Below are 23,116 nucleotides of genomic sequence, written 5' to 3'. Positions count from 1 at the left end.
CCAGAAATAAACAGACAAATGTAAACGTAGTTTTAATTCTCATATTAGTGCTCAGAAGTATTTGAAGCTATTCCTCAATAATACTATTTTAAATCATTAAAATTTCTGTATTTTTCAAAGGTTTCATATAGATCTAAACTATTAAAATAACTATTTGCAATTTTTTCTCCAATAAAAGATAAAGTCACAAAATTATATCTAAATATTTCATCATACTTTTTCAAAAATAGCTGATATTTTTCAGCATATTTTTCTATATTTTCTTTTAAATTCTTACCTAAAGTTTTATTTTCTTTAATCTTTTCTTCTAAAATCGAAATAGCTTCATAAGCAAATGGCATATTATCAAAGTGAATCAACCCAATAGATTCTAGATATTTAGATTGTATATAATTCAAATTAAATGAAGCATTTACTATGGATTCAAAAAAAACTATTCCTCTATTTATTTTTTTTAATATTAATATAAGTTTCTGCTCATCCATATCACTGATATTCATTAAATCTTCTGAAGGTAAAATATTATTTACTATTCTAATAAAAGCTAATAGTTGAATATGTTCTACTGTCAATTTATCGATTAAGTTAACTGATTGATTACATATCAAATCATCAAAATCATCTGCTTTTTTTGAAACTTTATTCTTAATCAACTCAATCAATATTTCTGGATGAGCCTTTTCTCCTTTTCGTGCAATATTTTGAATGACATCATTTAAGTAAAATTGAACATCTGGGTCAGAAAATTTATCAATTACAATAGTTTCAATATTTTTCTCTATATTTTTTTTTAAATTTTCCGCAAAAATTTTTATATTTTCTTCTGCCTTTTGAGCAGCCGCATCTCTTAAACGTGGAAAGTTACATTCAAAGAGACCTAAACAATAAATTTCAACCTCTTTAGGACTCAAACCACTTTCAATAGTCAAATTTTCAATTACTTCTGCTTGAACAGCTGTAGAATTATTTTTGACATCCTGTTTTTGATTATTACCCATTTGAGGAGTCCACATCTTTATTAACTCTCTGATTAATCGTAAGACCTGTAATATTTTCACCCTGAATTCCTATAGAATTATCAGAAACCTTCTGTATTTTGGTTACTGAACTACTCTCATTTTTTGGGATCCTAAAACTCATCAGTAAAGCAATAATTGCAACTATAAATCCCCCCCATGAATCAAATCCTGGTTTAGTAATTCCCCAGCATAGAGCTAAAAGCATACTTATAAAGGAAAATAATATTATAATTAGTCGAAATTAGTCGAAACATTTTGATCTTACCTAATTTACAAATTTATGAATATCAAATTTAGATAACTTCTTATGAATTTTACTTCCTTTTTAAATGATTCCTCAGTATTTATTAAAAAATTTTGATCAATTTGCAACTTATTCCCATTTAAAAACGGAACCAATTAGCAGTCCCCACCAAAAAACCTCTCCACCACCATATCCCTTTCATCCAAACGATTTGAGCTTAAAATCTGGAACATCAAACCATCAATAAGGTTTAAAACCATGTTGGCCTCAGGTTTTAGGGCATGAGTTTCTAAACTAAACACCAGATCAAAAATTTCTCGAAGCAACCATTTTCTATACTCAACTGCCATTTGGTAGGCCTGAGGGTAAATCTGTTTAATTTCAAAAATGGCTTTCAGTAAAAGGTAGTACAGGCTATTAAAATTGACATGTAAAACAATAATCTCTTTGAGTTTATCGCTTGAGGTTCTGTAACGGCTTGAGTAAATAATTGCCAGCATTTCTTCTTTCAATCGGCTTTTTTGAAAAGAGATGCATCTTTCAATAAGCCGCTCTTTTGAGTGAAAGTAGTTATAAAAAGTGGCTTTAGGAATTTTAGATTCTTTGGCAATTAAGTCCACGCCCGCAGTATGAAATCCATAGTTATTAAACAGCTCTATTGCAGTATGAATAACCTGTAATTTTTTGGAAGATTTTTCTAAAGTTGGCATAGTTTTACCGTTATAAATTCTTGTTGTTTCGAAAGAGATTAAAAAGCCTGTGCCTTCTCTGGGAGAAAAAAAGGCACAGCAAAGCCGTAAAGACTGTGCTTGGCACATCTCAAGTTTTATTGTTGCTAAGTTTTAGTCGTGACGAATTAAAGCCTGAAAAGCCTATAGCCCATCAAACTGCTTTAAATTGATTTAAGTTGTGTCGAGATAGATTTTGACAGTGACTGCCAATAATTTATGAATATGCATAGCCAACTCCTTCTTTTGGGAGTTCTGCCGAAACATTATAAATTATGGTGGCAGAACGGAAGCAGGTTGACGGACTGGTTCAACTCCAGCACACTCGAAAGTGTCCCACTCCCGTCCTACCGCTACGGGAGGGAACGAGATGTGCACACAAAACTATTCCTCAGAAGAAATAATCCTGATGTGGTTGAATTACGGTCCGTCAAAACCGTCTGGCAATGTAGGCCAGCTCGCAAATGGTAATCTTCAAAAATTAAGGTGTCAATGTGAAATTGGCTAGAAACTATTTAATTAATTATTGTTTTTCATTTAATTACATAATTAAGAGTATCCTTAAATATGAGATTTATTTAAGTTAGACTTAAAAGCCACTCTAACGGTATAAGTTGGAAAAAGTGGCTCTAATAGGATAGTTTCATTAAAAATAAAAACTTTAGGGCACAAAGCCATAACATCGTATATATTTTCGATTATTGATTTCAGCTTAGAGGTAAAGACTGGAATATCCTGATCATCTGCAACGACATAGACATTTTCATTCTGAATTGTTTGCATGCTTTCTAACAACTCTTCCATGTCATCAAAATCTTTAAAATCTATATCTGTCCATAAAATATAGTTTTGTTTTATGGGATACGCATTTAACTTCGTGAAAACTTCCTCTGTATTTTTATCATTAATAATTTGAAAATCATTTTGTAATGCACTTCTGCATTCTTCAAATAAAGACATATCTTTTACCTAGTTTTCTTTTTAAGATTAATAATCTATTTTCAGATGTATTGTATAACTTTTTAGCTATTAATTTATTGTTTTTACTTAATTAATTAAGTAAAAACAATAAATATTAACTTAATAGATCCCTCCTGCTTTATAAGCATGTTAGCTGTTAGGTTCAACTTGAGTCGTTTTACTACTCGAATAGATAAAATAAAGGGCAATCGCTAAACAGATGAGTGCACCTAATCGATACATTGAAAAAGGCAGAATTTCATTGCCAAACCAACCAAAATTATCAATCAACATACTCATTAAGAGTTGTCCAAATATCACCGCAACCGTAGCAACAGCCGCCCCTATTCTTTGCACAGCTAAGACCATAATCACAATATAGGGAACGCCACACATTGCGCCAAGCAGTTGCCATTTAGGTACGTCTAGCAATGTTAAAGTTTGTTTTGGCTCAAAGTAAAAAATAAGCAATGCTGTAATTAAAGCGCCTACCGAAAACGTCAAAAAAGCACTACGAAATACGCCTACTTTACTGCCAAGCTGACCATTAATTGCGGCTTGAACACTTAAAAGAGCACCACCGATGACAGCCAATAAAATCATGAATATTGTCATATTACCCTCTTATGCCTTTGCAACTAATGAAAGTGCAACCACAATAAAAACAAGCGCAAGCACACGTTTACGATCTACTTTTCTATGTGGAGTTCCGAGTAGTCCATAGTGATCAATAATAAGGCTCTTAAAAACTTGACCCGCCAAAATCCCAATCATGGTCATGGCAATGCCAATAATCGGTGCGGTAATAGTGAGAATAATGACGTAGATGGGACCAATAACACCTCCCAATAACTGCCAAGATGGAAGAGTAAAAAATGAAGGGCTGTTACGTGGGCTAAAAAACAACATTAATAAAAAAGTAAGTGCGGCCCCTACACCAAAAATACTAAAAGTGGCCCATAACTCTCCGACTTCTGTACCTAATGGCCCTAAAAGCCCTGCCTCTACGGATAGCCCCATTCCACCCAAAATGGTAAGGAACAGTAATAGAATTTGCATAAAACATTGCCTCATTTTATTTAGACAACGAATCTTAGAGTAGCCAATTCATTATAAAAACAGCATAATTCATGAATCACTTTTGCAGAAATTGCACAGATGAATTTAACCAATTCGATTGATATTCGTACCCTTCGCTTTTTTATCAGTGTATATAATGCTCAAAACTTCTCTATTGTGGCGAGAAAAGAAGATGTGTCGGCATCGATGATTTCTCGAACCATTCAACAGTTAGAAGATGCGTTGGGACAACAACTTTTCTATCGAAATACAAGAGCAATCACTCCGACCGAATCGGGCAAATTATTTTTTGAATATGCCAAAAGAATTACAGAGCAATTTGATGAAGCTCAAAAGGCATTGCAAGATAAAACAATAGAACCCTCTGGACTGGTCCGAATTAATGCACCCGTATTTTTTGGTCAACGGCATATTGCCCCTTGGTTAGCGGGTTTATCAGAACGTTATCCAAGGCTTTTAATAGAACTCATTCAGACAGACGAATTTATAGATCCTCTTCGGGATAGTACCGATTTAATTTTTCGTATTGGAACCCTGACAGACTCATCCTTTCATGCACGTATTTTCGGTACACAAAAATATCATTTGGCAGCCTCGCCTAGCTACATTGCTAAATACGGCACGCTTGATCACCCTAAAGAACTCCATGACCATAAATGTTTAGTCTATAAAGGCTTTGAAGGCCCTAACCGTTGGTTGGTTAGAAAACCCAATGAGGAATGGGTACATTATCCAATTGTGCCCTTACTTGCTTCAAATAATGCTGAAAGCTTAATGATGGTTGCACTCCATGGGATGGGAATTGTTTTATTTCCAGACTGGTTAATTGGTGAGGCTTTAAAGGATGGCAAATTAATCAAACTTTTGCCGCAATATGAAGCCTCTATAAAATCGCAGCCTCAGCACATCGCCGCAATTTATCCGAATGTGCGTCATCCGCCTTTAAATATTCGGGTAATTATTGATTATTTTGCTGAGGTCTATGGTGAAACACCTTATTGGCAGGATTAATTTTTCTTTTAATCAGGATTTATAAAGAAAAAATACCCTGCACGTTAAGCCTCTTTTTAATTAAGCTTATTCATGTTGTTTAAAAATGCTAAAGCTTGCTCAGTTGACCCTTCATTTAAAGGATTATGATGAGGATTAAAATATCGTAAACAGGCACGTATTATATCCTCAACCTTAGGTACACGGTCTTGTCGAGCTGCTCGGAAATAATCTTTGAAACGAAAACGATGCGGTAATTGAGCATCTCGTTGTACTAAATTTTCTACAGCAATATAAGCCAAGACAATAAATAGAGGGAACGTGAAAATTGCCGCCCCCACTCGAAGTACATTGCTATTACTAAAGTATCTAAACATTGCATCGGCTACTTCACGGTGCTCTACCTCTTCTGCCCCATGCCATTGCAGTAGACGTAACATTTCTACTTCTACCGGTGCTTGTTGTAAGCCGTCTGCATTGAGAACCCAATGCCCTAAGACCCCAGTCAGATGCTCTGCTGCTGCAACCATTGCTAGTCTGGTATTTAACCACATCGATTTTAAACGTGGATGCTTTAATTCATAACCTAATGGTTTTGGGCCAATCATGTCATTAAATATCCAATTCATCAGTTTGGTATAACGACTTAAATCAATACCTAAAGCCTCTATATGCCGAGTTCCGAGAGTATGTCCATAACTATGAGCACCTTCTTGTTTAATAAAAGCAATTGCTGCTTCTTTAAGTTTTTCATCTTTAATGTAAGGCAACGCATCTCTAAAAGTCTGGCAAAACCAACGTTCTGGTGCAGGTGTAATCGGGTTAATTGAATTTAATATCTGTGAAACTATTGGGTCGTCATAAATCCAATGCCTTGGTGTTTCAGTGAAATTAAATACAGGACGCCGTGGAACAATGACATGGTTTTGTCTAATTAAACTATTCATGATAAAACTCCATATATATCAAAAGCGCTTTACCACTAATCCTGAGTTAAAATGTTAAAGCCCATACGGGGACCAAAGGCAATCAATGTTCGCGCTAAACCCTTAATTGCTTTCGGTTGCTGGCCACTGCTAATACGGCGAAATTGCGAAGCATGCCAAGCAAGTTGCAAATAAGCATCAACAGGTTTGTATCCAATTGCTGGAATTTTTGCTGGTTTTAATACCGATTTTCCGGCTAATAGCTGCTTTGCTAAATCTGGCTGTATTGCAAAAGGCCGAGCCAATCCAACCAAATCAACTGTCCCATTGGCAACAATATTGTTCATGAAATCTACATCTCGCAGCCCACCTGTTAACATCAGTGGTAATTTGCTTTGTTTACGAAGTGCGGTGGCATAATTAATAAAATATGCGTCACGCTCTACCTGTCGTTCTGGCGTATACCCAAGCTGAGCAGGAGACTCATAATTCCCCCCTGAAATTTCTAATAGATCGATACCTTCAGCTTCTAAAGCTAATGCAATTTGTAGAGATTCTTCCTGACTTAAACCTCCTTTTTGAAAATCGGCAGAGTTGAGTTTTACACTTAATATTTTGTCTTTGCCGATTGCAACTCGTACAGCCCGAACTGTTTCAATAAGCATACGGCGTCGATTTTCAGGAGTACCGCCCCACCCATCTGTCCGAACGTTGGCCAAAGGCGATAAAAACTGTGAGAGTAAATAGCCATGCGCTGCATGCACCTGTACTCCATCAAAACCTGCTTCAATAGCGAGCTGAGCGGTGTGGGCAAATCGATTGATCTGTTCATATATTTCCCGTTCGGTCATCGCACGCGGTATACGAATAATGTTCATGGCAGGTAAATCAAGACCAACTGCTGAAGGAGCTATAGGTTTTTTCAAAAGTGGTAAAACCGCAACACGGCCAGGGTGGTTAATCTGCATAATAATTTTGCTACCATTGGCTTGAGCAGCCTGCGCCCATAACTTATTTGCTTGCAAAAATTTTGCCGACTCTAAAACCACATTTCTTGGTTCCACAAAAGCACGACTGTCTATCATGACATTACCTGTAATCAGCAACCCTGTTTCACCTCTGGCCCAAACTGCATATAACTGTTGTAAATCAGTTGTAGGCGAACCATGTCGATCGGCAAGTTGCTCACTCATGGCAGATTTAGCAATACGGTTTTGAATGGTAATGCCACAAGCTAAAGTTAATGGGCTTGCTAAGGTGGGCTTTAGATTAGGTTTTGTCATTTTGTCTATTCCTAAATTTATAAAATGATTAATTGAGATATTTGTCTTTTAATTTCGTCATTTGATCACGGTTATCGTGTTGCCAAGGATGAAAATCTTTAGAATAAAAATCTAAATAGGTACGGCTAACTTTTCGAACAACACCTTGTCTGCCAAACAAATACTTCAAACCCACATATAGACTTTTAACATCTCTATTTTTGCCCGAAGCCTTTAACAGCTCTTTTGTTCCTCTGGTGGTAATTATGAGAAATGAAAACGTGGTTTCTAACATCACCAACCGTAAGAAATAAGGTCTATTTACTAAAGACTGGTAGACATCAAACGCCACAGCTTTATGTTCTGTTTCTTCAATGGCATGCCAAGCCCAAATTTTTCGCAAATGCACATCAAATAACTCTAAGTCTTCGGGGGCGATACGAATAAAATAGTCCGCTAAAATTGCCGTTAAATGCTCCATACATACCGTGCAAGCTAACTGATGCTCTAAAGAAAATCGTTGCTGCAACATACGGTTCATCTTTTTAAAGCGCTTATAAATGCGTTCAACCGGATAGCCTTTTTTAAGCATCACAGCATTAAGCATATCGTGCTCTTTGCCGTGATGGGCTTCTTGACCAATAAAAGCTCGGACTTGTTTAAGCAAAATAGGATCGCTAATTTTGTCCTGATAATTACGCACACTATAAATAAACTGCCGTTCACCATCTGGAAAAGCACTCGATAAGGCAGTAAATAACATAGTCAGCAAAGGATTATCTTTAAACCAAAAGTCTGGTATTTCATCTGGAAAAGATAAATCTAATTGGCGCACGGTAATGTCAATTGATGCGGAAATTTTAGAAAAATCTTGGATTGGCTGTGACTGAAAGAATGTATTCATGTTTATTCTCCCGTTATAAAACACGTGGATTAAACTGACGTAATAAAAATAACGGCGTACGTAAACGAGGTATTTGAATCGGTGGTATTAACCCTCCCGATAAATCAACTCGATGTAATCTGGCTTCAACAACTTTGCCTAGCCCCATATCATGTAAAGGATCGTTTGCTGTGCCAGTAAAACGTAAGCTCATTTCAACCTGACGAACTTCAACTGGGTGCTCTTTAGGCGTAAATCGAACTTCACGCGGTAAACCAATTCCTAATCCACCCGTAATATTCCGATGTGGTAGTCCTAAAATTGGAGGTGCATCATGAATGACTTCACCAAACGTGGCTTCCATTTCAATCAAGGTTGTGCCTCGACGTGAAGCTTTGCTTAAAATGCGTTTGCCATCATTTTCCCAGCTAATTTCACCCATCTTTTTAGGGTAGCCTAATAACTCACGGCCAATAATCATGGCGCGGTCATCGTCCAAAATCATCCAAGGACAAAAGATTCCTGTCTTATTGCCAACTTTAATATGAACAAATAAACCAGCTTCATGGTAAGCGCCTGTATAAACATTTTCTGGGAAATACGCACAAAACAAATCGGCTCTGGCAGGTTTAACCAGTGTCATTCCAGCCGGTAACCAGCGCGCCATCGCTTTTTCATCGACTTCAACCACAGCAGTCAAATATTGAGCATTGTGATAAAGCTTATTGCCAAGATTGGCTAAACTCACAGGCACACGTAAGTCATTAATCAACTGTTTCATGGGCTTAATCTCGAAAATACTTGTTTAAGAATGGGCAACAAAATAATGCGCGGCGTGTAACGTCCTCCAAAAGTTTGGGCCTGTGCCACGAACCCTGGAATCACAATTCGACAATTACGCTCCATTCCTTGAATGGCTTCTTTAGCGACTCGCTCAGCGGTTACCCAAACGAGACCACCACCAACACCATCAATTTTTGTAATGCCTGCTACTTCATTAAAACCGGTTTTGGTCGGGCCCGGAGCAAGTAGCGTACAACTAACCCCTGTCCCTTTAAGTTCACTATGTAATGACTCGGCAAAAGAGTTGGCAAATGCCTTGGTTGCTGCATAAGTTGCATTTGCAGGAGTCGGCTGATGGCCAGAAGTAGACCCTACAATGAGTATCGCTCCAGCTTTTCTTTTAATCATTTGTGGCAGCACAGTTAAGGTCAGGTCATGAATTGCCACCGAATTAACTTCAACTTCTTCACGCTCTCGGTCCGGTTCTAGGTCTTGTAGGCAACCAAAAGTCGCAAATCCAGCGTTATTGCAAAGAATGGTTACTTCAATATTTTCTAAATAATCACGAAATTTAGCTCTTGCCTCTCGATCACCCAAGTCACATGGATATAAATCTACTGATATTTGATATTCGGCTTTTAATTTCTCAGCAAGTGTCTCTAATTTTTCTACACGGCGAGCCACTAAAACTAACGAATAGCCTCGTAAAGCAAATTGTTTTGCTAGCTGTTCACCAATGCCCGATGAAGCACCAGTAATCACAACTCGAGAGGAAACTTGTGGAATAGGTAAGCTCATAATTAATGCTCAAAATAGAATAAATTGATTATTCCGAACTTTTAACTTGAGCGTGAGATGTGGATCAGACATACTGCTAATCATTTTCGGCCACAATAAAAAACAATATGAAAGATCCTTATGGGCTTTCCAAAGCCAGCATTCCTATTTCTTATGCGCATTTGTTATTAGAAATCATGGTCGACAAAGGATTTTCTGCACTTGAAATTTTGAAGAAAAGTAAAATCCCTTTAAATCTTTTAGATCAACTAGATGCACGTATTACCCCTGTGCAGTGGTCTAAACTGGCATGGGAAAGCTTGTTATTGTCGAAAGATTCTGGTTTGGGATATGAATACGGACTGAAACTGCGTTTAACTGCTCATGGTCCAATGGGATACGCCTTAATGAGTAGCACAAACTTACGTCAAGCCACTGAGGTTTCAACTCAATTCTTTAACATGCGATTAAAAGATTATCGTATTACTCTGCTAGAAAATAATGAGTTTTCTATTATTGAAATTAATGAAACTCACCCAATTGTTAGCAATCAACCCGAACAAGCAGAAACGCTTAGACGATTTTTTTATGAATGCTTGATGATTGGCGTGATTCAAACTGGCCAATTTCTAATAGCGCATGACTTTACTGAACTTGAGTTATGGGTAGATTGGCCCGAACCTACTTATCACAAAGTGTATCAACATTTATTGCCGACTATTCACTTTAACCAAGCAACTAATCAAATTCGATATAAAAAACGGCTTCTAGATTTACCCATTAAAATGGCAGATCCGATCGCTTTTAAACAAGCTCTGGCACAATGTGAAGTTGAACAAATCCGTTTTTCTGAAAAAATTAAAGATATATGTCTGACTGTAAAGGCTGAATTAAACCTAAAACCACAGGTGGGTTATCCCTCATTTGATGAAATTGCGACTCGCTTAAATATGTCTAGCCGAACATTACGACGCCATTTGAGCCAAGTCGGTTCTTCATATCTGCAACTGCTTGAAGAAGCTCAACAAAAAGAAGCTGAACATTTGTTACTCCATAGTGATATGGATATACAAGAAATTGCGCTTTATCTGGGCTATATACAACCTACGAATTTCACACGAGCTTTTAAAAAATGGACTGGCGAAACACCAATTACATTTAGAAAGAATAAATAAGGAAATGATCCCTACAAATTACTAAGTCTCAAAAGCAGTAATTTTCTTGTCTCATACAAAAGAGTGTAATGGCTTATTTAGTGGAATTGTGTTAGTATTTTTTTAGTAGTTACTATTGGGTTTATAAATTCGATATGAGTAAAAATAGCAATCTTGAAGTCTGCCCAATCGCTAGAAGTCTTTCTGTTCTAGGTGATGCGTGGAGTATGTTGATTTTACGTGATGCTCATGCGGGTTTTACACGTTTTGATCAGTTCCGTAAAAGTTTAGGTATTGCACCAACCATGCTAACTAAACGTTTGTCTGTTTTAGTAGAGGAAGGCTTACTCGAAAAAAGACAATATTCTGAACATCCGCCACGTGAAGAGTACCTATTAACTGAAGCGGGTAAAGATTTTTTACCAGCTTTATTTGTGATTGGTGCATGGGGTAGAAAACATAAACCCTTTGAACAACCCGAAAAAATGGTGACTTTTCTTGATGCAGAACAAGGCACTGAAATTAAGCCAATTGTGATTGATCAAATCACTGGTGCCGAAATTGGTACTCGCCCGATTAGTCAAAAAATCGGATAACTTAAATAGATAAAAGCACTCAATTAGAGTGCTTTTTATTGGGTTCATGTAAAGTAAATCGGTTATTTTGCCCGTGCCCGTCGGGTTGCATATGTTCCCCAACCACTACGTAAAATCGATTTAATAAATGCCCATAAACCACTTTCATGAGGTTTTGGCTCTCGACCTTTCCCCATACGTTTTAGTTGTTGGGTGTACCAAAGTACTTCCATAACCCCCAGACTATCAATCTTCTTAATGCCTGTTTTAATTGGATGCACCGACTGAAGACCATTTTTGCCTGCTAGTAAAAGTTTGGGTACATCAGGTTCAATCGCCATAATTCGTGCAATCCCAATAACATCACACGCTTGAGACTGCAAAGCTTGATTCATGCCTTCTACGGTCCGAAAACCACCTGTAACCATGAGTGGCGTTTTTACAAGTTTTCTTACTTTTTCAGCAAAATCAATAAAGAAAGCTTCACGGGCAATGGTCGATGCTTTTTGAGGCGCTTTGGCTACACCAGATTCATAGGTGCCGCCTGATATTTCAATCAGGTCAATGCCTGCCTCTGCTAAAGCCTGAATGGTTTCTAAGGAGTCCTGTTCGGTAAAACCGCCTTTTTGAAAGTCTGCCGAGTTAAGCTTAATCGCAATCGGAAACTCTTTACCGACTTGTTTGCGGATTTCTGCATACACTTCCATTAAGAAACGACGGCGTTTTTCAGGTGTACCACCCCATTCATCATTTCTTAAATTATGTAAGGGCGACAAGAACTGATTAATCAGATAACCATGTGCAGCATGAATCTCAACGCCACTAAATCCAGCCTTTTTACAGATCGCTGCGCTACGACCAAAACGCTGAATAATATCTATAATCTCTGCTTGTGCAGCTTCATCAGGCGTCGCAAATAAAGATTGCATTTCTGGCCCAAACGGCACTGCCGATGCAGAAATAGTACGGACATTTAACCCTTTGGTTGACTGTTTCCCTGGGTGATTTAACTGTGCCCACAACTGAGAACCTTGCTCGGTCACCGATTTTGCCCATTTTTGTAAAATCGCAAAATCACGTTCATCTTCAACAACCACATTACCCGCCTCACCCAAGGCACGTCGGTCAATCATAATGTTGCCACTAATGATCATCCCAATTCCTGATGCAGCCCAGCGCTGATATAACCGCACATGTTTTTCAGTTGGATTATTTGAATAGGTGGCTAAGGTTTCGCTGGTTGAAGCCTTCGCTAGTCGGTTTGGAATGCTAAAGCCATTGGGTAACATTAATGGCTGATTTAAGAGATTAGTTTTTAATTGCGGTTGAGCCATGGTCTTATCTCACACAGTTAAAGATGATTTTGAATGAGGTTGAATAAAGTCCACTAAACTTTGAAACCACATTACATCTACAAAATTTCCACTAATGACGAGGTCTTGTGTTTTTAGTGCAGTTAAAAACGTATTCACGCTGTCTTTAGCAGACAATACGGCGAATCCTTTACTCGCAGTCTTAAATGTAAAGATAAAACTTGGCGACTTGGTTAGCCCTGAATAAGAGTTAATCTTGCCATTCTTGACTTCAAAATATCGCCCTTCACCACTTGCCGTCTGAATCTGAAAGGTGACATTTTTATCATTCACAAACGCTGCACATTTCGGATTCTTTTTTACCGCACGCTGCATGAGCTTAGTGAGCATCCACAGCAACAATTTAAATTTCATGATTTTTGCCTTCTTGATTCATCAAATTGATTAGCTCGAACTCATGCATTTATTCATCTAAAAACTGGCTTGCATGCTTTACAAAGCGTTCAGGGTATTGAAATTGAGCGCCATGTCCTGCATCTGGATAGATAAATAGCTGCGCGTTTGGAATGTTAAGTGCCATGTGATAGGCGTTGATGGTCGGAATCATCACATCATCAACACCATTTAAAATAAAAGTAGGTTGTTTAATCTCACGTAAATGCGCAAATGGATCTTGTTCATCAAGTTTAGGTAAGAAATGCATATTGGCCTCGATTTGTGCCTGCATGACTTCAACTGAGCTTGGGGTATCTTGATCTTTGCGTTCATGTCGACGTTGCCAAAATTCACGGCCCGCTTGAATAGCAGCTTCAGATCGGCCAAAAAATAAAAAGAGAAAGTCTTCTTCAGATGGCACAGCAGTTGTGGCATGTTTCAATACTAATGTCGCCACTTCTGGGTCGTCACCGCGTGGTTTACCACCTCGTGGTCCTGTACCTAAAAGCATAAGTCTTCTTACAAGTTCAGGATGACGGCGTACTAAATCTTGTGCCTGAAAGCCACCGAGTGAAAAGCCTAATAAATCAACTTGTTTTAGGCCCAATGCACGAATGACTGCGGCTGCATCATCTGCCATATCTTCAATACGGGTACGAGGTTGACCTGTAGATGAAGCAATGCCTCGACCATTAAATAAAATGACTTCACGCCCTTGTGCCAAACCATTGGTAATGATTGGGTCCCAATTGTCTAAACCGCCTCGAAAGTGCTGAAGAAAAAATAGCGGTGGCTGCCCTGTATTTGAGTTACCCCATCGACGATAGGCAAATTTTGCTCCATCTACTTCAATGAATTGGGTCTCGGCTGTTTGATGTGTAATTGTTGTCATCGTCATTGTCCTAAATTTAAGTTCTTATTTCGCTAAGAATGTAAGTGATTGTTTTACAAAATCTTCATTGAATTGAAAAATTCCACCATGACCAGCATCTGGGTAAATAACGAGAGCGCTATTTGGCAAACGTTTTGCCAAATCATAGGTATTCACGGTTGGAACCATTCGGTCATGATCACCATTAGCAACTAACACAGGTTGTTGAATCACAGAAAGGTCGGAAGGTTTCTTACTTCCCCATTTTTTGAGTGCTTTAAGCTGGGCACGATAGGCAGAAATGGTGATTTCTTTATCGCGGTTTTCGGTACGTTCATTAATACGTTGAATAAACTGTTTTGCAGCAGATTTACCATTTTCAGTACGCGTAAAGAAAAGATAAACCTTAGGGTCTTGGCCAGTCACCATTCCACGAACTAAATCCCAATTAGAAATTCGTCCAACCGTACTAATGCCTGTACCACCCGCAGGACCAGTTCCCGACAAAATCATTTTTCGAACTAAATTCGGCTGCTTCAAAGCAATCTCTTGTGAAATCATGCCACCCATCGAGAAGCCAAATAAATCAACTTGCTTAAAGCCTTTTGCTTGAATGAATGCAATCGCATCGTCTGCCATTTGCTCAATCGACTGAGCTGGTTTACCTGTAGAAGCACCAACACCACGATTATCAAACACCACCACATGATGTTTAGCCGCAATTCCATCAATAATTCGTGGGTCCCAGTTATCTAGAACAGCCGCTAAATGATTTAAAAAAATGACAGGCGTTCCACCGTTTTGTTGACCATATTCTCGGTAAGCGAAGTTAACGTCACCGGCACGAATAAATTGAGTCGGTACATTCTTCCAATTTGTATCTTGCTGAGAGATTGAACCTGCTTGCGGATTGCTAACAATATTTGATGACATTTTATTCTCCTGAGTCACGTGGTCACTAAAAGAAATAGATGCCACCGTCTCTGCTTGAGTTAAGGGAGCGCTAAAAATAGATGCCACCGTTAACCCCATCGCAATTGTATTTAATAGAAATTTCATTTCTCTGATCCTAATTCTATTCATTCAACTGATTTAACTGTTTCGATGAGCAATCTATTGAGATTAACGACATTCACCACAGTTACTACTCATTTAATACTTACTATACGACCACAATACTTATTTGTCACTATCTTTTTAGTAGTAACTATTTTATTTTTAGATTATGATGAAAAAATCAAGCCGGAATTCATTCGTTCAGGCGACAAAGTTTAAGTAAGGAACATGATATGACCAGCAAAGTAGTTCTCATTACAGGCGCATCTTCGGGTATTGGTTTAGCGACCGCAGACCTTTTACATGAGGCAGGATTTATTGTTTATGGAACAAGCCGCCAAGCGAAAAATTCATCAAACTATAAATTTCATCTGATCGAATTAGATGTAAATCAAGACGACTCGGTAACTCAAGCCATTGAAAAAGTAATTGCAAATGAAGGCCGAATTGATGTCTTAATTAACAATGCTGGGTTTGCAATATCACCTGCTGGTGCTGAAGAAAGCTCAATGCAACAAGCACAAGCTATTTTTGATACTAACTTTTTTGGTGCCGTTCGAATGACTCGCGCAGTTATTCCGCACATGCGTCAGAAAAAATCAGGACTTATTTTAAATATCAGTTCAATTCTTGGACTTGTGCCTATGCCTTTTGGCGCTCTTTATTCGGCGTCTAAACATGCACTTGAAGGCTATTCTGAGTCTTTAGACCACGAGCGAAGATCACAAGGAATTCGTGTGTCTTTGATTGAACCTGCTTATACGAATACTTCTTTAGGAGTAAACTTACTTGAAGCAGACAATAAAGTTTCTTTTTACGATCAAACGCGTGAAAAGTTACACCGACAAATGATTAACGCTATGAATAAGTCAGATGACCCAAGTGTGGTTGCCCATACCATTTTAAATGTCATTAAGAGTCAACATGTTGTACCACGTTACACAGCAGGAAAAACTGCAAAAAGCTTAAAAGCATTACGACGCTTTGCTCCTGTAAAAATCTTTGACAAGTTAATTCAGCGAAGCATGAAGGTGTAGTACAGAACAAAAATTAAAACATTAAAAATTTCAAAAAAATAGAGGTTCGAAATGAAAGCAGCTTATATAACCCGCTACGGCAATATTAGTGATGTGCAGGTCGATGAACAGCCTAAACCATCTGTGTCAGAAAATGCGGTACTTGTTAAAGTTCATGCAGCCAGTATTAACCCTCTAGACATACGAGTTTTAGAGGGTGATTTTAAGGCAATTCTGCCCGTCCCATTTCCTTTCATCTTAGGCAATGATTTTGCAGGTACAGTTGTAGAAGTAGGCTCGAAGGTTTCTCAGTTTAAAGTCGGAGATGAAGTCTATGCCAAGACCGATTTAAACGGTGCTTTTGCTGAATATACGGTCGTTCAAGAGTCTTCACTGGCGCTTAAACCGCAAAATATTTCGATGGAACAGGCAGCGGCTCTACCTTTAGTTGCCTTAACTTCATGGCAAGCGCTGGTTGAAATTGCAAAAGTTAAAGCTGGTCAAAAAGTACTTATTCATGCAGGTTCAGGTGGTGTGGGTTCAATTGCAATTCAACTTGCTAAGTCTCTTGGCGCTACGGTTGCAACCACAACTAGTGGCAAAAATAGTGGTTGGGTGAAAGAGCTAGGCGCCGACATCATCATTGACTATAAAACAATGGACTTTGAGCAGGAGCTTAAAGACTACGACGTAGTTTTAGATACACAAGGCGGGAAAACCTTAGAAAAATCATTAAACGTTCTTAAACGCGGTGGACGTCTTATTAGTATTTCAGGACCACCTGACCATGCTTTTGCAGAGGCAATTAATCCGAACTGGTTCCTAAAATGTGTCATCCCGATGTTAAGCTGGTCAATTCGACATAAAGCAAAAAAACGCGGCATTACTTATATATTTTTATTTATGCAGCCCAATGGTCAACAGCTCTCAAAAATTACTGAACTAGTAGAAGCTAGAAAAATTAAACCTGTGGTTGACCAGACCTATGGCTTTGTTCAAATCAAAGAAGCGCTTCAATATGTAAATGCTGGCCGATCAAAAGGGAAAGTCGTTCTACAATTTGACTCGTAATATTTTTTTCATCTTATTGTTAAGCTTTTATGCAAAATATGATTGCTCTCTCATTATTTTAATGTATGATTGAGTAATCACTCAATTAATATATTTATATATGGCTCGTCCTCGTAGTGAAGATAAACGTAATGCTATTTTAAACGCTGCTATTGAAACATTAGCAGAGCTTGGCGAACGTGCGTCTACCTCAAAAATTGCCAAAGTCGCTGGCGTAGCAGAAGGCACTTTATTTACTTATTTTAGTAATAAAGAAGAACTGCTTAATCAGTTATATCTTTCACTCAAGGCCGAATTGCGTCAGGTCATGATGCTTGGTTACCCTACTCAATCAGACCTGCAAACACAAATGTGGCATATCTGGCAAAGCTATTTGGACTGGAGTTTAGAAGCTCCACTCAAACGTAAAGTCATGGCACAGCTTTCAACATCAGAACAAATTACTGAGCAAAGCAAACAAATTGGCATGCAAACCTTTTGTGACCTCACCCAAAACATTCAAGAACGTATTAACGATGGCAAATTAAGAGATTATCCACCGTTATTTATTGCTTCAATTTTAGGTGCGCTTGCCGAAGTTACACTTAATTTTATTGCCCAAGACTCTTCCCAAGCCGAGCGTTATCGTAAATCTGGTTTTGAAGCGTTTTGGCAGGCCGTTTCAATTTAGACAAAAGTTAAGGATGCGCGGCGTCCTTATTTTTAAAGCAATTAATGAGTGAGTAAATACTCATTTAAATAAATCAAAATAAGCACTTAGCCCAAGTTCTTATTTGCACATATAGGTTTGTTCCAATAAGGAAAAACAAGATGACTATTTCAAACACAACAGACTTGCCTTCTCCCTTAATGCCATCTCAGCAGCAAAATGGCAAATTTAGAAATACCCGCCCGAACCAGCATCAGCCTTCTTTCGGAAAAACACTGGGGTTAATGTGGAAATTTTTATTTAACAAACCCAAAGACACGGTACCTAATAAAGAGATTCCTGTTTTAAGTTTGTCAAAAGAACAACTTTTAAGTGCGCCTGACCGCTCCCTATTTCGTCTTGGGCATTCAACCATCTTGTTAAAATTACGTAATGAGTTTTGGTTAACCGACCCTGTTTTTTCAGAGCGTGCCTCGCCTTTTCAGTGGATTGGCCCGAAACGTTTTCACCAGCCACCGATTAGCATTGTGGACTTACCGCCTATTAAAGGCGTGATTTTGTCGCATAACCACTACGACCACCTCGACTACCATGCGGTTATGCAACTTAACGATAAAGTTGAGCATTTCTTAACACCGCTTGGTGTGGGTGATACGCTCATTAAATGGGGAATTCCAGCGGAAAAGGTTCAACAACTTGATTGGTGGGATACTACCCATGTCGATGGACTAAAATTGGTTGCTACCCCTGCCCATCACTTTTCAGGCCGCGGCATGGGCGATAGCAATTCGACGCTTTGGGCTTCATGGGTGATTATTGATAGTGACTTACGTGTATTTTTTAGCGGTGACACGGGATATTTTGATGGGTTTAAAGAGATTGGACATCGCTATGGACCTTTCGATCTCACTATGTTAGAAACTGGCGCTTATGACCCTGAATGGCCAGATGTTCACATGCAACCAGAGCAAACTTTACAAGCACATATCGATTTAAAAGGTCGTCATTTGTTGCCTGTGCACAATGGGACTTTTGACTTGGCACTTCATGCTTGGGATGACCCGTTTGAACGTATTGTTGGTTTGGCTAAAGAGAATGCGTTAGCGATTAGCACACCGCAAATGGGTGAAATCTTGAACTTAAACGAGCCAAATGTCGAAAATTATTGGTGGCGTTCTTAAGTTTGAAGAAATTATTTGGAGAGTAAAAGAGTGCTTTTGCTCTCCAATCTTTAAATTTTAACTTGTTTTATGTGCCTTCCAAGGAAACTTAATTGTGCACAAAACAAAAACCAGAAATAAAAATTGGCAAATATACATATAGTTGAGCAAGTCTCGGCCCACTTTTAATGTAATCCAAGTGTTGTGAATGACATCACTAAATATAATAAGAAAAGTTATAATTAAGCCAATACGTGGCCTATAAAATAGAAGAATTGCTGCAAGTGGATCAATAAACGTTAAAGATGTCCAATAAATACAGGTAAATAGTGGTGCATTGTTATAATCCCAAAACAAACCGTGCATTAGAACTGTTTGTAAATGGTTAAACCCTGCACCTATAAGACAAAGCGCATAAATACATCTAATAATAAATTCAGTTTTCAAAACAACTCTCTTATTCATTCATCAGGCTATGTAAAAAATATTTTTATTCAGCTAAAGCTATTCAATATTTTAATTTAAACAATCTATATAAATATAATTTAAAAGACTCTATAAATAAATGATAAATGCCTATCCCCCTTTTCATCTATCTTACTTATAAGTTGCGAACTACCTCATTAAACATCTATTAGATATTTTTACGCTCAAGAGAAATAAATAAATTTTTATAAATTATTAAAATCTTTTTATTTTATTAAAATTTAAATTATTCAAATAGATAGACTCAAAAATAACACTTTAACAAAGCCCACTCAAAACTAGGACTAACTTTGTCTTAGTTTTATTGTTGACTTAAAACACAGACTACATTAGTCTGTGTTTGTAGTTGATCAATTATGAAACTAAATGGCTTATATCACTAGTAGCGTCGAGTATGCGATTCACTGTCTTCTTTTTCTTGTGAACAATGAAGATAAACCTTTGAGTAGTAAGGATCTTGCCGAATTACAAGGAGTTTCTCCAAGTTTTATGGCCAAGATTTTTCCTAAACTTGAAAAGGCTGGACTTGTTGTAGCACAAGAAGGTGTTCGCGGCGGATATTTACTGGCTCGCTCTGCGCACGAAATTAGTTTTTTAGATATCGTGAATGCAATTGAGGGTGAAAAACCACTTTTTGAGTGCCAAGAAGTCCGTGGAAAATGTGCAGTATTTAACAATGCCCCACCCGATTGGGCAACCAGTGGTGTGTGCGCAGTGCATGCAGTCATGCTACAGGCTGAAAAAGCCATGCAAGACGCTTTAGGTGCTCATACACTTGGCGATATTGCAGACCGTTTTGGCCGTTATGCACCCGACGTATTTTTTAGTGATGTAAATGGTTGGATCAGTGAACGCATTGAAGGAAGAACAGCAAAAATGCGGAAAAGTAGAATATCACGGGATATGCCCGACTAATAAGCTGATAGGGCTCCGCGCCCTAAAGTAAACTCCCCCTAATCCTTTTTAAACGCCTTCTCAGATTTTTTCGGACAATCAGAGAATGGATTCGCTCACCCTAAATTTTGTGATGAGCTGGAATGTGTTGTCCGAAAACTTATCAAAAGGATAATCAAATGAGTAAACGTATTATTATTGCAGGTTCTGGCTTTGCTGGTTTATGGGCTGCACTTGCTGCACAAAGGGTAATTCACTTAGCATCGCAAGAACAAAACATTGAATTGGTAATGGTTTCCCCTAGTCCAAATGTGGATATTCGTCCTCGTCTTTATGAAGCTGTACTTGAAAATATGTACCCTGATATTTCAGAAGTATTAAGCGTAGTTGATGTTAAATATGTAGCTGGCTGGGTAAATGAAATTGATGCTGCTGCCCAAAATCTTGTGATTACCACAACTCAGGGCGATAAACAGACTTTAAGCTATGACCGTTTTATTCTGGCAACTGGAAGCACCACGTTTATGCCACCAATACCAGGTCTTACCGAGTATGGATTTAGCGTAAGCACATTAGAAGATGCGGAGAAATTAGACCAGCATCTTAAAAACTTAGCCAACAAACCTACAAATGCAGCTCGTAATACTGTAGTTGTCGCTGGTGGTGGACTGACTGGGCTTGAAACGGTTACCGAAATGCCTGAACGTCTGCGTAACATTTTAGGTGAAACTGATATTCGTGTGGTTTTAGTCGATTCATCAGCAGAAATTGGTGCAGCCTTGGGTGACGAAGCTGCGGCTATCATTCGTGAAGCTCTCGACGAGCTAGGCGTGGAAGGTAAAGCTGGGCTACGCGTTACTGCTCTTGATGCTTCTGGCGTAACTCTTTCTAACGGTGAAAGAATTGAAGCAGAAACGGTTATTTGGACTGCGGGCATGCGAGCAAACTCGCTTACCACTCAAATTGCAGGTGAAAAAGATAATTTAGGTCGTATTTTAGGTGATGCTTATTTACATGCACCTGAGGCAAAAAATATTTTTGTGACGGGTGATACGGTAAAAGTTCCAACCGACGATTTAGGTAATTTTAACGTGATGTCATGTCAGCACGCGATGAGCCTAGGTCGTGTAGCTGGTTACAATGCTGCCGCAGAATTGGTTGACTTACCACTACATGCCTATAGCCAACCAAAGTATGTGACTTGTGTTGATTTAGGTCCGTGGGGCGCACTTTATACTGAAGGATGGGATCGAAAAGTTCAGTTTGTACGTGAAGAGGCGAAAAAAATTAAACAAGAAATTAATACGGTCTGGATTTATCCGCCAGTTGCAGATCGCGAAGCAATTTTTGCAATCGCAAACCCTGATTTTGTTATTGTTCCTTAATATTAGCTTTTCTAGGACAAACTACTTTATTTAGATACCCTAAAAGCAAAGCCGTCGCTGGTTTTGCTTTTAGGGTTTATTTTTGAGACATTAAGTTATAACTTTTCTAACTCTTCTATTATCGCTAAAGCTGTTTTTTTAGCAGAAAACGGGTTTTGTCCTGTAATTAAATTGCCGTCTTGAACCACGTGCGGTGCAAATGGAATAAAGGCCTTATCATAATGTGCACCATATTCCTTAGCCAACTCTTCAGCATTGTATGGGACCTTTTTCGCGACCCCTGCCAAAACTTCCTCACTCCAAGCAAAGCCAGTTAACTTTTTATCTTTTATCAGTCTTTCGCCATTTGAAAGCCGTACATTGAGTAAGCCACAATAGCCATGACAAACACTCGAAACAATGCCACCTTTTTCATAAATATTTTTGGTGATTTCTTGCAGTTCAGGATTATCTAAAAAATCCCACATAACACCGTGACCGCCTGTGTAATAGATCACATCATAATCTTGCCAATTAATATCGGAAGGCTTAAAAGTATTAGCCAATAAAGTCATAAAAGCTTGATCATCTTCCCTCGCTTTTACAGACTTATCAGAAACCAAAGCTCCTAATGATTTTGGTTCAATCGGAGTTTTTCCACCATTAGGACTAACAATATCTTGTATATACCCTTGCTTTTCAAATTCGTCATAGGCATGGGTAAGCTCGCCTAGCCACAGCCCTGTTGGTTCATCGATATCTTTATAGCGTGAAACATTGGTCACGACATGTAATATACGTTTAGACATTTCATCACCTCATTGTTCATATTTATAATTCTTTCATCTATCAAAGCATAGAAAGCTGTTACTGAAAGTGTGCGCTTAGTAAAGTTATGAACCTTGCTTTTACATGACTATAAGTCTAAAGTTAACTTTAATGTCAATAGAGTATGTAGCTATGAATATTAGTGAGTTATCTAAACTAAGTGGTTTAAGTACCCCTACAATTCGTTACTACGAGCAAATCAAACTCTTGCCTAAAGCCAAAAGAAAATCGAATGGCTACCGTGAATATACCGATAATGATTTAAAGCAGCTTTCTTTAATTCAACAAGCCCAGCAAGTTGGATTTTCTTTAGCAGAAATTAAAGCCTTTCTTCCTTCAAAAGTTGCTACTTGGAACCATGACGCACTCATCCAAACACTTGAATCAAAAATTCAAGAAATTGAACTTTTAGAACAAAAACTAAAAGTGAGTAAGCAAAATTTACGAACCATGGTTGAAGCGATTAATAACAAACCAGATGAAATTACTTGCGAAGAAAATGCAGAACGACTCATGAACCTCTATTACGACAAAGCAAAAACACCGTAATTTCTTAAAGGACTATTGACCTTAAAGTACACTTTAAACATAC

The 23,116-nt window shown here is 38.2% G+C and carries 26 protein-coding genes; 10 read left to right on the top strand and 16 right to left on the bottom strand.

What is annotated here, in order from left to right:
- Positions 1-83: 83 nt before the first annotated feature.
- The 5 genes from ACS604_RS00810 to ACS604_RS00790 all read right to left on the bottom strand — a co-directional run bounded on the left by ACS604_RS00810 (position 84) and on the right by ACS604_RS00790 (position 4,010).
- Positions 84-998: an LPO_1073/Vpar_1526 family protein gene (locus ACS604_RS00810; RefSeq protein WP_474769505.1), complete on the bottom strand. Its 915-nt coding sequence runs from the start codon at positions 996-998 to the stop codon at positions 84-86.
- A 420-nt stretch (positions 999-1,418) separates the two neighbouring features.
- Entirely contained in the window at positions 1,419-1,973 is a 555-nt protein-coding gene (locus ACS604_RS00805; RefSeq protein WP_474769504.1) for a TetR/AcrR family transcriptional regulator, read from the bottom strand.
- A 579-nt stretch (positions 1,974-2,552) separates the two neighbouring features.
- The gene (locus ACS604_RS00800) at positions 2,553-2,951 is read right to left on the bottom strand and encodes a CDI toxin immunity protein (RefSeq protein ID WP_238611463.1); all 399 of its coding nucleotides are present in this window, start codon (positions 2,949-2,951) and stop codon (positions 2,553-2,555) included.
- Between the two features lie 150 nt (positions 2,952-3,101).
- The gene (locus tag ACS604_RS00795; protein ID WP_474769503.1) at positions 3,102-3,566 is read right to left on the bottom strand and encodes a DMT family transporter; all 465 of its coding nucleotides are present in this window, start codon (positions 3,564-3,566) and stop codon (positions 3,102-3,104) included.
- Between the two features lie 9 nt (positions 3,567-3,575).
- Positions 3,576-4,010, bottom strand: coding sequence for a DMT family transporter (locus ACS604_RS00790; RefSeq protein ID WP_004792134.1), 435 nt, complete (start codon positions 4,008-4,010; stop codon positions 3,576-3,578).
- A 99-nt stretch (positions 4,011-4,109) separates the two neighbouring features.
- On the opposite strand from ACS604_RS00790, the gene ACS604_RS00785 reads away from it, so the two are divergent.
- A complete protein-coding gene (locus tag ACS604_RS00785) occupies positions 4,110-5,042 on the top strand; it encodes a LysR family transcriptional regulator (RefSeq protein WP_107881405.1) in 933 nt (310 codons plus the stop codon).
- Between the two features lie 56 nt (positions 5,043-5,098).
- Here the strand turns inward: ACS604_RS00785 and ACS604_RS00780 are convergent, their stop codons facing one another.
- The 5 genes from ACS604_RS00780 to ACS604_RS00760 are packed head-to-tail and all read right to left on the bottom strand — an operon-like array spanning position 5,099 to position 9,673.
- Positions 5,099-5,968 carry a metal-dependent hydrolase gene (locus ACS604_RS00780; protein WP_474769502.1) on the bottom strand — a complete coding sequence of 290 codons (870 nt, stop codon included), beginning with the start codon at positions 5,966-5,968 and terminating at the stop codon, positions 5,099-5,101.
- A gap of 35 nt (positions 5,969-6,003) precedes the next feature.
- Positions 6,004-7,230 (bottom strand): NADH:flavin oxidoreductase/NADH oxidase family protein, encoded by a 1,227-nt coding sequence (locus tag ACS604_RS00775; RefSeq protein ID WP_107881409.1) that lies wholly within the window; start codon positions 7,228-7,230, stop codon positions 6,004-6,006.
- Positions 7,231-7,258: 28 nt separating this feature from the next.
- On the bottom strand, positions 7,259-8,113 hold the full coding sequence (locus ACS604_RS00770) for a metal-dependent hydrolase (protein WP_107881411.1): 855 nt from the start codon (positions 8,111-8,113) through the stop codon (positions 7,259-7,261).
- Between the two features lie 13 nt (positions 8,114-8,126).
- The gene (locus tag ACS604_RS00765; protein ID WP_474769501.1) at positions 8,127-8,873 is read right to left on the bottom strand and encodes an acetoacetate decarboxylase family protein; all 747 of its coding nucleotides are present in this window, start codon (positions 8,871-8,873) and stop codon (positions 8,127-8,129) included.
- Positions 8,870-9,673 (bottom strand): SDR family NAD(P)-dependent oxidoreductase, encoded by an 804-nt coding sequence (locus tag ACS604_RS00760; protein WP_107881414.1) that lies wholly within the window; start codon positions 9,671-9,673, stop codon positions 8,870-8,872. Before ACS604_RS00760 ends, ACS604_RS00765 begins: the two co-directional genes overlap by 4 nt.
- 107 nt (positions 9,674-9,780) lie before the next feature.
- Here ACS604_RS00760 and ACS604_RS00755 point away from each other — a divergent pair, with 107 nt between their 5' ends.
- Positions 9,781-10,827 (top strand): AraC family transcriptional regulator, encoded by a 1,047-nt coding sequence (locus ACS604_RS00755; RefSeq protein ID WP_107881416.1) that lies wholly within the window; start codon positions 9,781-9,783, stop codon positions 10,825-10,827.
- A 134-nt stretch (positions 10,828-10,961) separates the two neighbouring features.
- Positions 10,962-11,402, top strand: coding sequence for a winged helix-turn-helix transcriptional regulator (locus tag ACS604_RS00750; RefSeq protein ID WP_174739631.1), 441 nt, complete (start codon positions 10,962-10,964; stop codon positions 11,400-11,402).
- A gap of 62 nt (positions 11,403-11,464) precedes the next feature.
- On the opposite strand, the gene ACS604_RS00745 is transcribed toward ACS604_RS00750, so the two are convergent.
- Genes ACS604_RS00745 through ACS604_RS00730 form a run of 4 tightly spaced genes read right to left on the bottom strand, consistent with a single transcriptional unit; the run spans position 11,465 to position 15,059 of the window.
- Positions 11,465-12,715, bottom strand: coding sequence for an NADH:flavin oxidoreductase/NADH oxidase family protein (locus tag ACS604_RS00745; protein ID WP_474769500.1), 1,251 nt, complete (start codon positions 12,713-12,715; stop codon positions 11,465-11,467).
- 9 nt (positions 12,716-12,724) lie between these two features.
- Positions 12,725-13,111 carry a hypothetical protein gene (locus ACS604_RS00740; protein ID WP_004792125.1) on the bottom strand — a complete coding sequence of 129 codons (387 nt, stop codon included), beginning with the start codon at positions 13,109-13,111 and terminating at the stop codon, positions 12,725-12,727.
- A gap of 46 nt (positions 13,112-13,157) precedes the next feature.
- Positions 13,158-14,021, bottom strand: coding sequence for an alpha/beta fold hydrolase (locus ACS604_RS00735; RefSeq protein WP_151962922.1), 864 nt, complete (start codon positions 14,019-14,021; stop codon positions 13,158-13,160).
- A 24-nt stretch (positions 14,022-14,045) separates the two neighbouring features.
- Positions 14,046-15,059 carry an alpha/beta fold hydrolase gene (locus tag ACS604_RS00730; RefSeq protein WP_474769499.1) on the bottom strand — a complete coding sequence of 338 codons (1,014 nt, stop codon included), beginning with the start codon at positions 15,057-15,059 and terminating at the stop codon, positions 14,046-14,048.
- Between the two features lie 230 nt (positions 15,060-15,289).
- Between ACS604_RS00730 and ACS604_RS00725 the strand changes: the two genes are divergently transcribed.
- From ACS604_RS00725 to ACS604_RS00710, 4 genes are all read left to right on the top strand, one after another.
- Positions 15,290-16,093: an oxidoreductase gene (locus tag ACS604_RS00725; RefSeq protein ID WP_474769498.1), complete on the top strand. Its 804-nt coding sequence runs from the start codon at positions 15,290-15,292 to the stop codon at positions 16,091-16,093.
- 51 nt (positions 16,094-16,144) lie between these two features.
- A complete protein-coding gene (locus tag ACS604_RS00720) occupies positions 16,145-17,143 on the top strand; it encodes an NADP-dependent oxidoreductase (protein ID WP_474769497.1) in 999 nt (332 codons plus the stop codon).
- Between the two features lie 100 nt (positions 17,144-17,243).
- Positions 17,244-17,813, top strand: a complete 570-nt coding sequence (locus ACS604_RS00715) for a TetR/AcrR family transcriptional regulator (RefSeq protein ID WP_474769496.1) — start codon at positions 17,244-17,246, stop codon at positions 17,811-17,813.
- A gap of 140 nt (positions 17,814-17,953) precedes the next feature.
- Positions 17,954-18,973 (top strand): MBL fold metallo-hydrolase, encoded by a 1,020-nt coding sequence (locus ACS604_RS00710; RefSeq protein ID WP_474769495.1) that lies wholly within the window; start codon positions 17,954-17,956, stop codon positions 18,971-18,973.
- A gap of 57 nt (positions 18,974-19,030) precedes the next feature.
- On the opposite strand, the gene ACS604_RS00705 is transcribed toward ACS604_RS00710, so the two are convergent.
- A complete protein-coding gene (locus tag ACS604_RS00705) occupies positions 19,031-19,399 on the bottom strand; it encodes a hypothetical protein (protein ID WP_474769494.1) in 369 nt (122 codons plus the stop codon).
- A 405-nt stretch (positions 19,400-19,804) separates the two neighbouring features.
- Between ACS604_RS00705 and ACS604_RS00700 the strand changes: the two genes are divergently transcribed.
- Both ACS604_RS00700 and ACS604_RS00695 read left to right on the top strand, forming a co-directional pair.
- Positions 19,805-20,353, top strand: coding sequence for an RrF2 family transcriptional regulator (locus ACS604_RS00700; protein ID WP_474769493.1), 549 nt, complete (start codon positions 19,805-19,807; stop codon positions 20,351-20,353).
- Positions 20,354-20,511: 158 nt separating this feature from the next.
- Entirely contained in the window at positions 20,512-21,717 is a 1,206-nt protein-coding gene (locus tag ACS604_RS00695) for an NAD(P)/FAD-dependent oxidoreductase (protein ID WP_474769492.1), read from the top strand.
- 95 nt (positions 21,718-21,812) lie between these two features.
- Here the strand turns inward: ACS604_RS00695 and ACS604_RS00690 are convergent, their stop codons facing one another.
- Positions 21,813-22,505, bottom strand: a complete 693-nt coding sequence (locus tag ACS604_RS00690; protein WP_474769491.1) for a type 1 glutamine amidotransferase domain-containing protein — start codon at positions 22,503-22,505, stop codon at positions 21,813-21,815.
- 151 nt (positions 22,506-22,656) lie between these two features.
- Between ACS604_RS00690 and ACS604_RS00685 the strand changes: the two genes are divergently transcribed.
- Positions 22,657-23,073, top strand: coding sequence for a MerR family transcriptional regulator (locus ACS604_RS00685; RefSeq protein WP_081173846.1), 417 nt, complete (start codon positions 22,657-22,659; stop codon positions 23,071-23,073).
- The last annotated feature ends 43 nt before the right edge of the window (positions 23,074-23,116 follow it).

It is taken from the genome of Acinetobacter sp. Li1LvA2, assembly GCF_056156705.1.
Note: the sequence above shows the minus strand (reverse complement) of the source record. Positions and strands in the feature narration are given on the sequence as shown.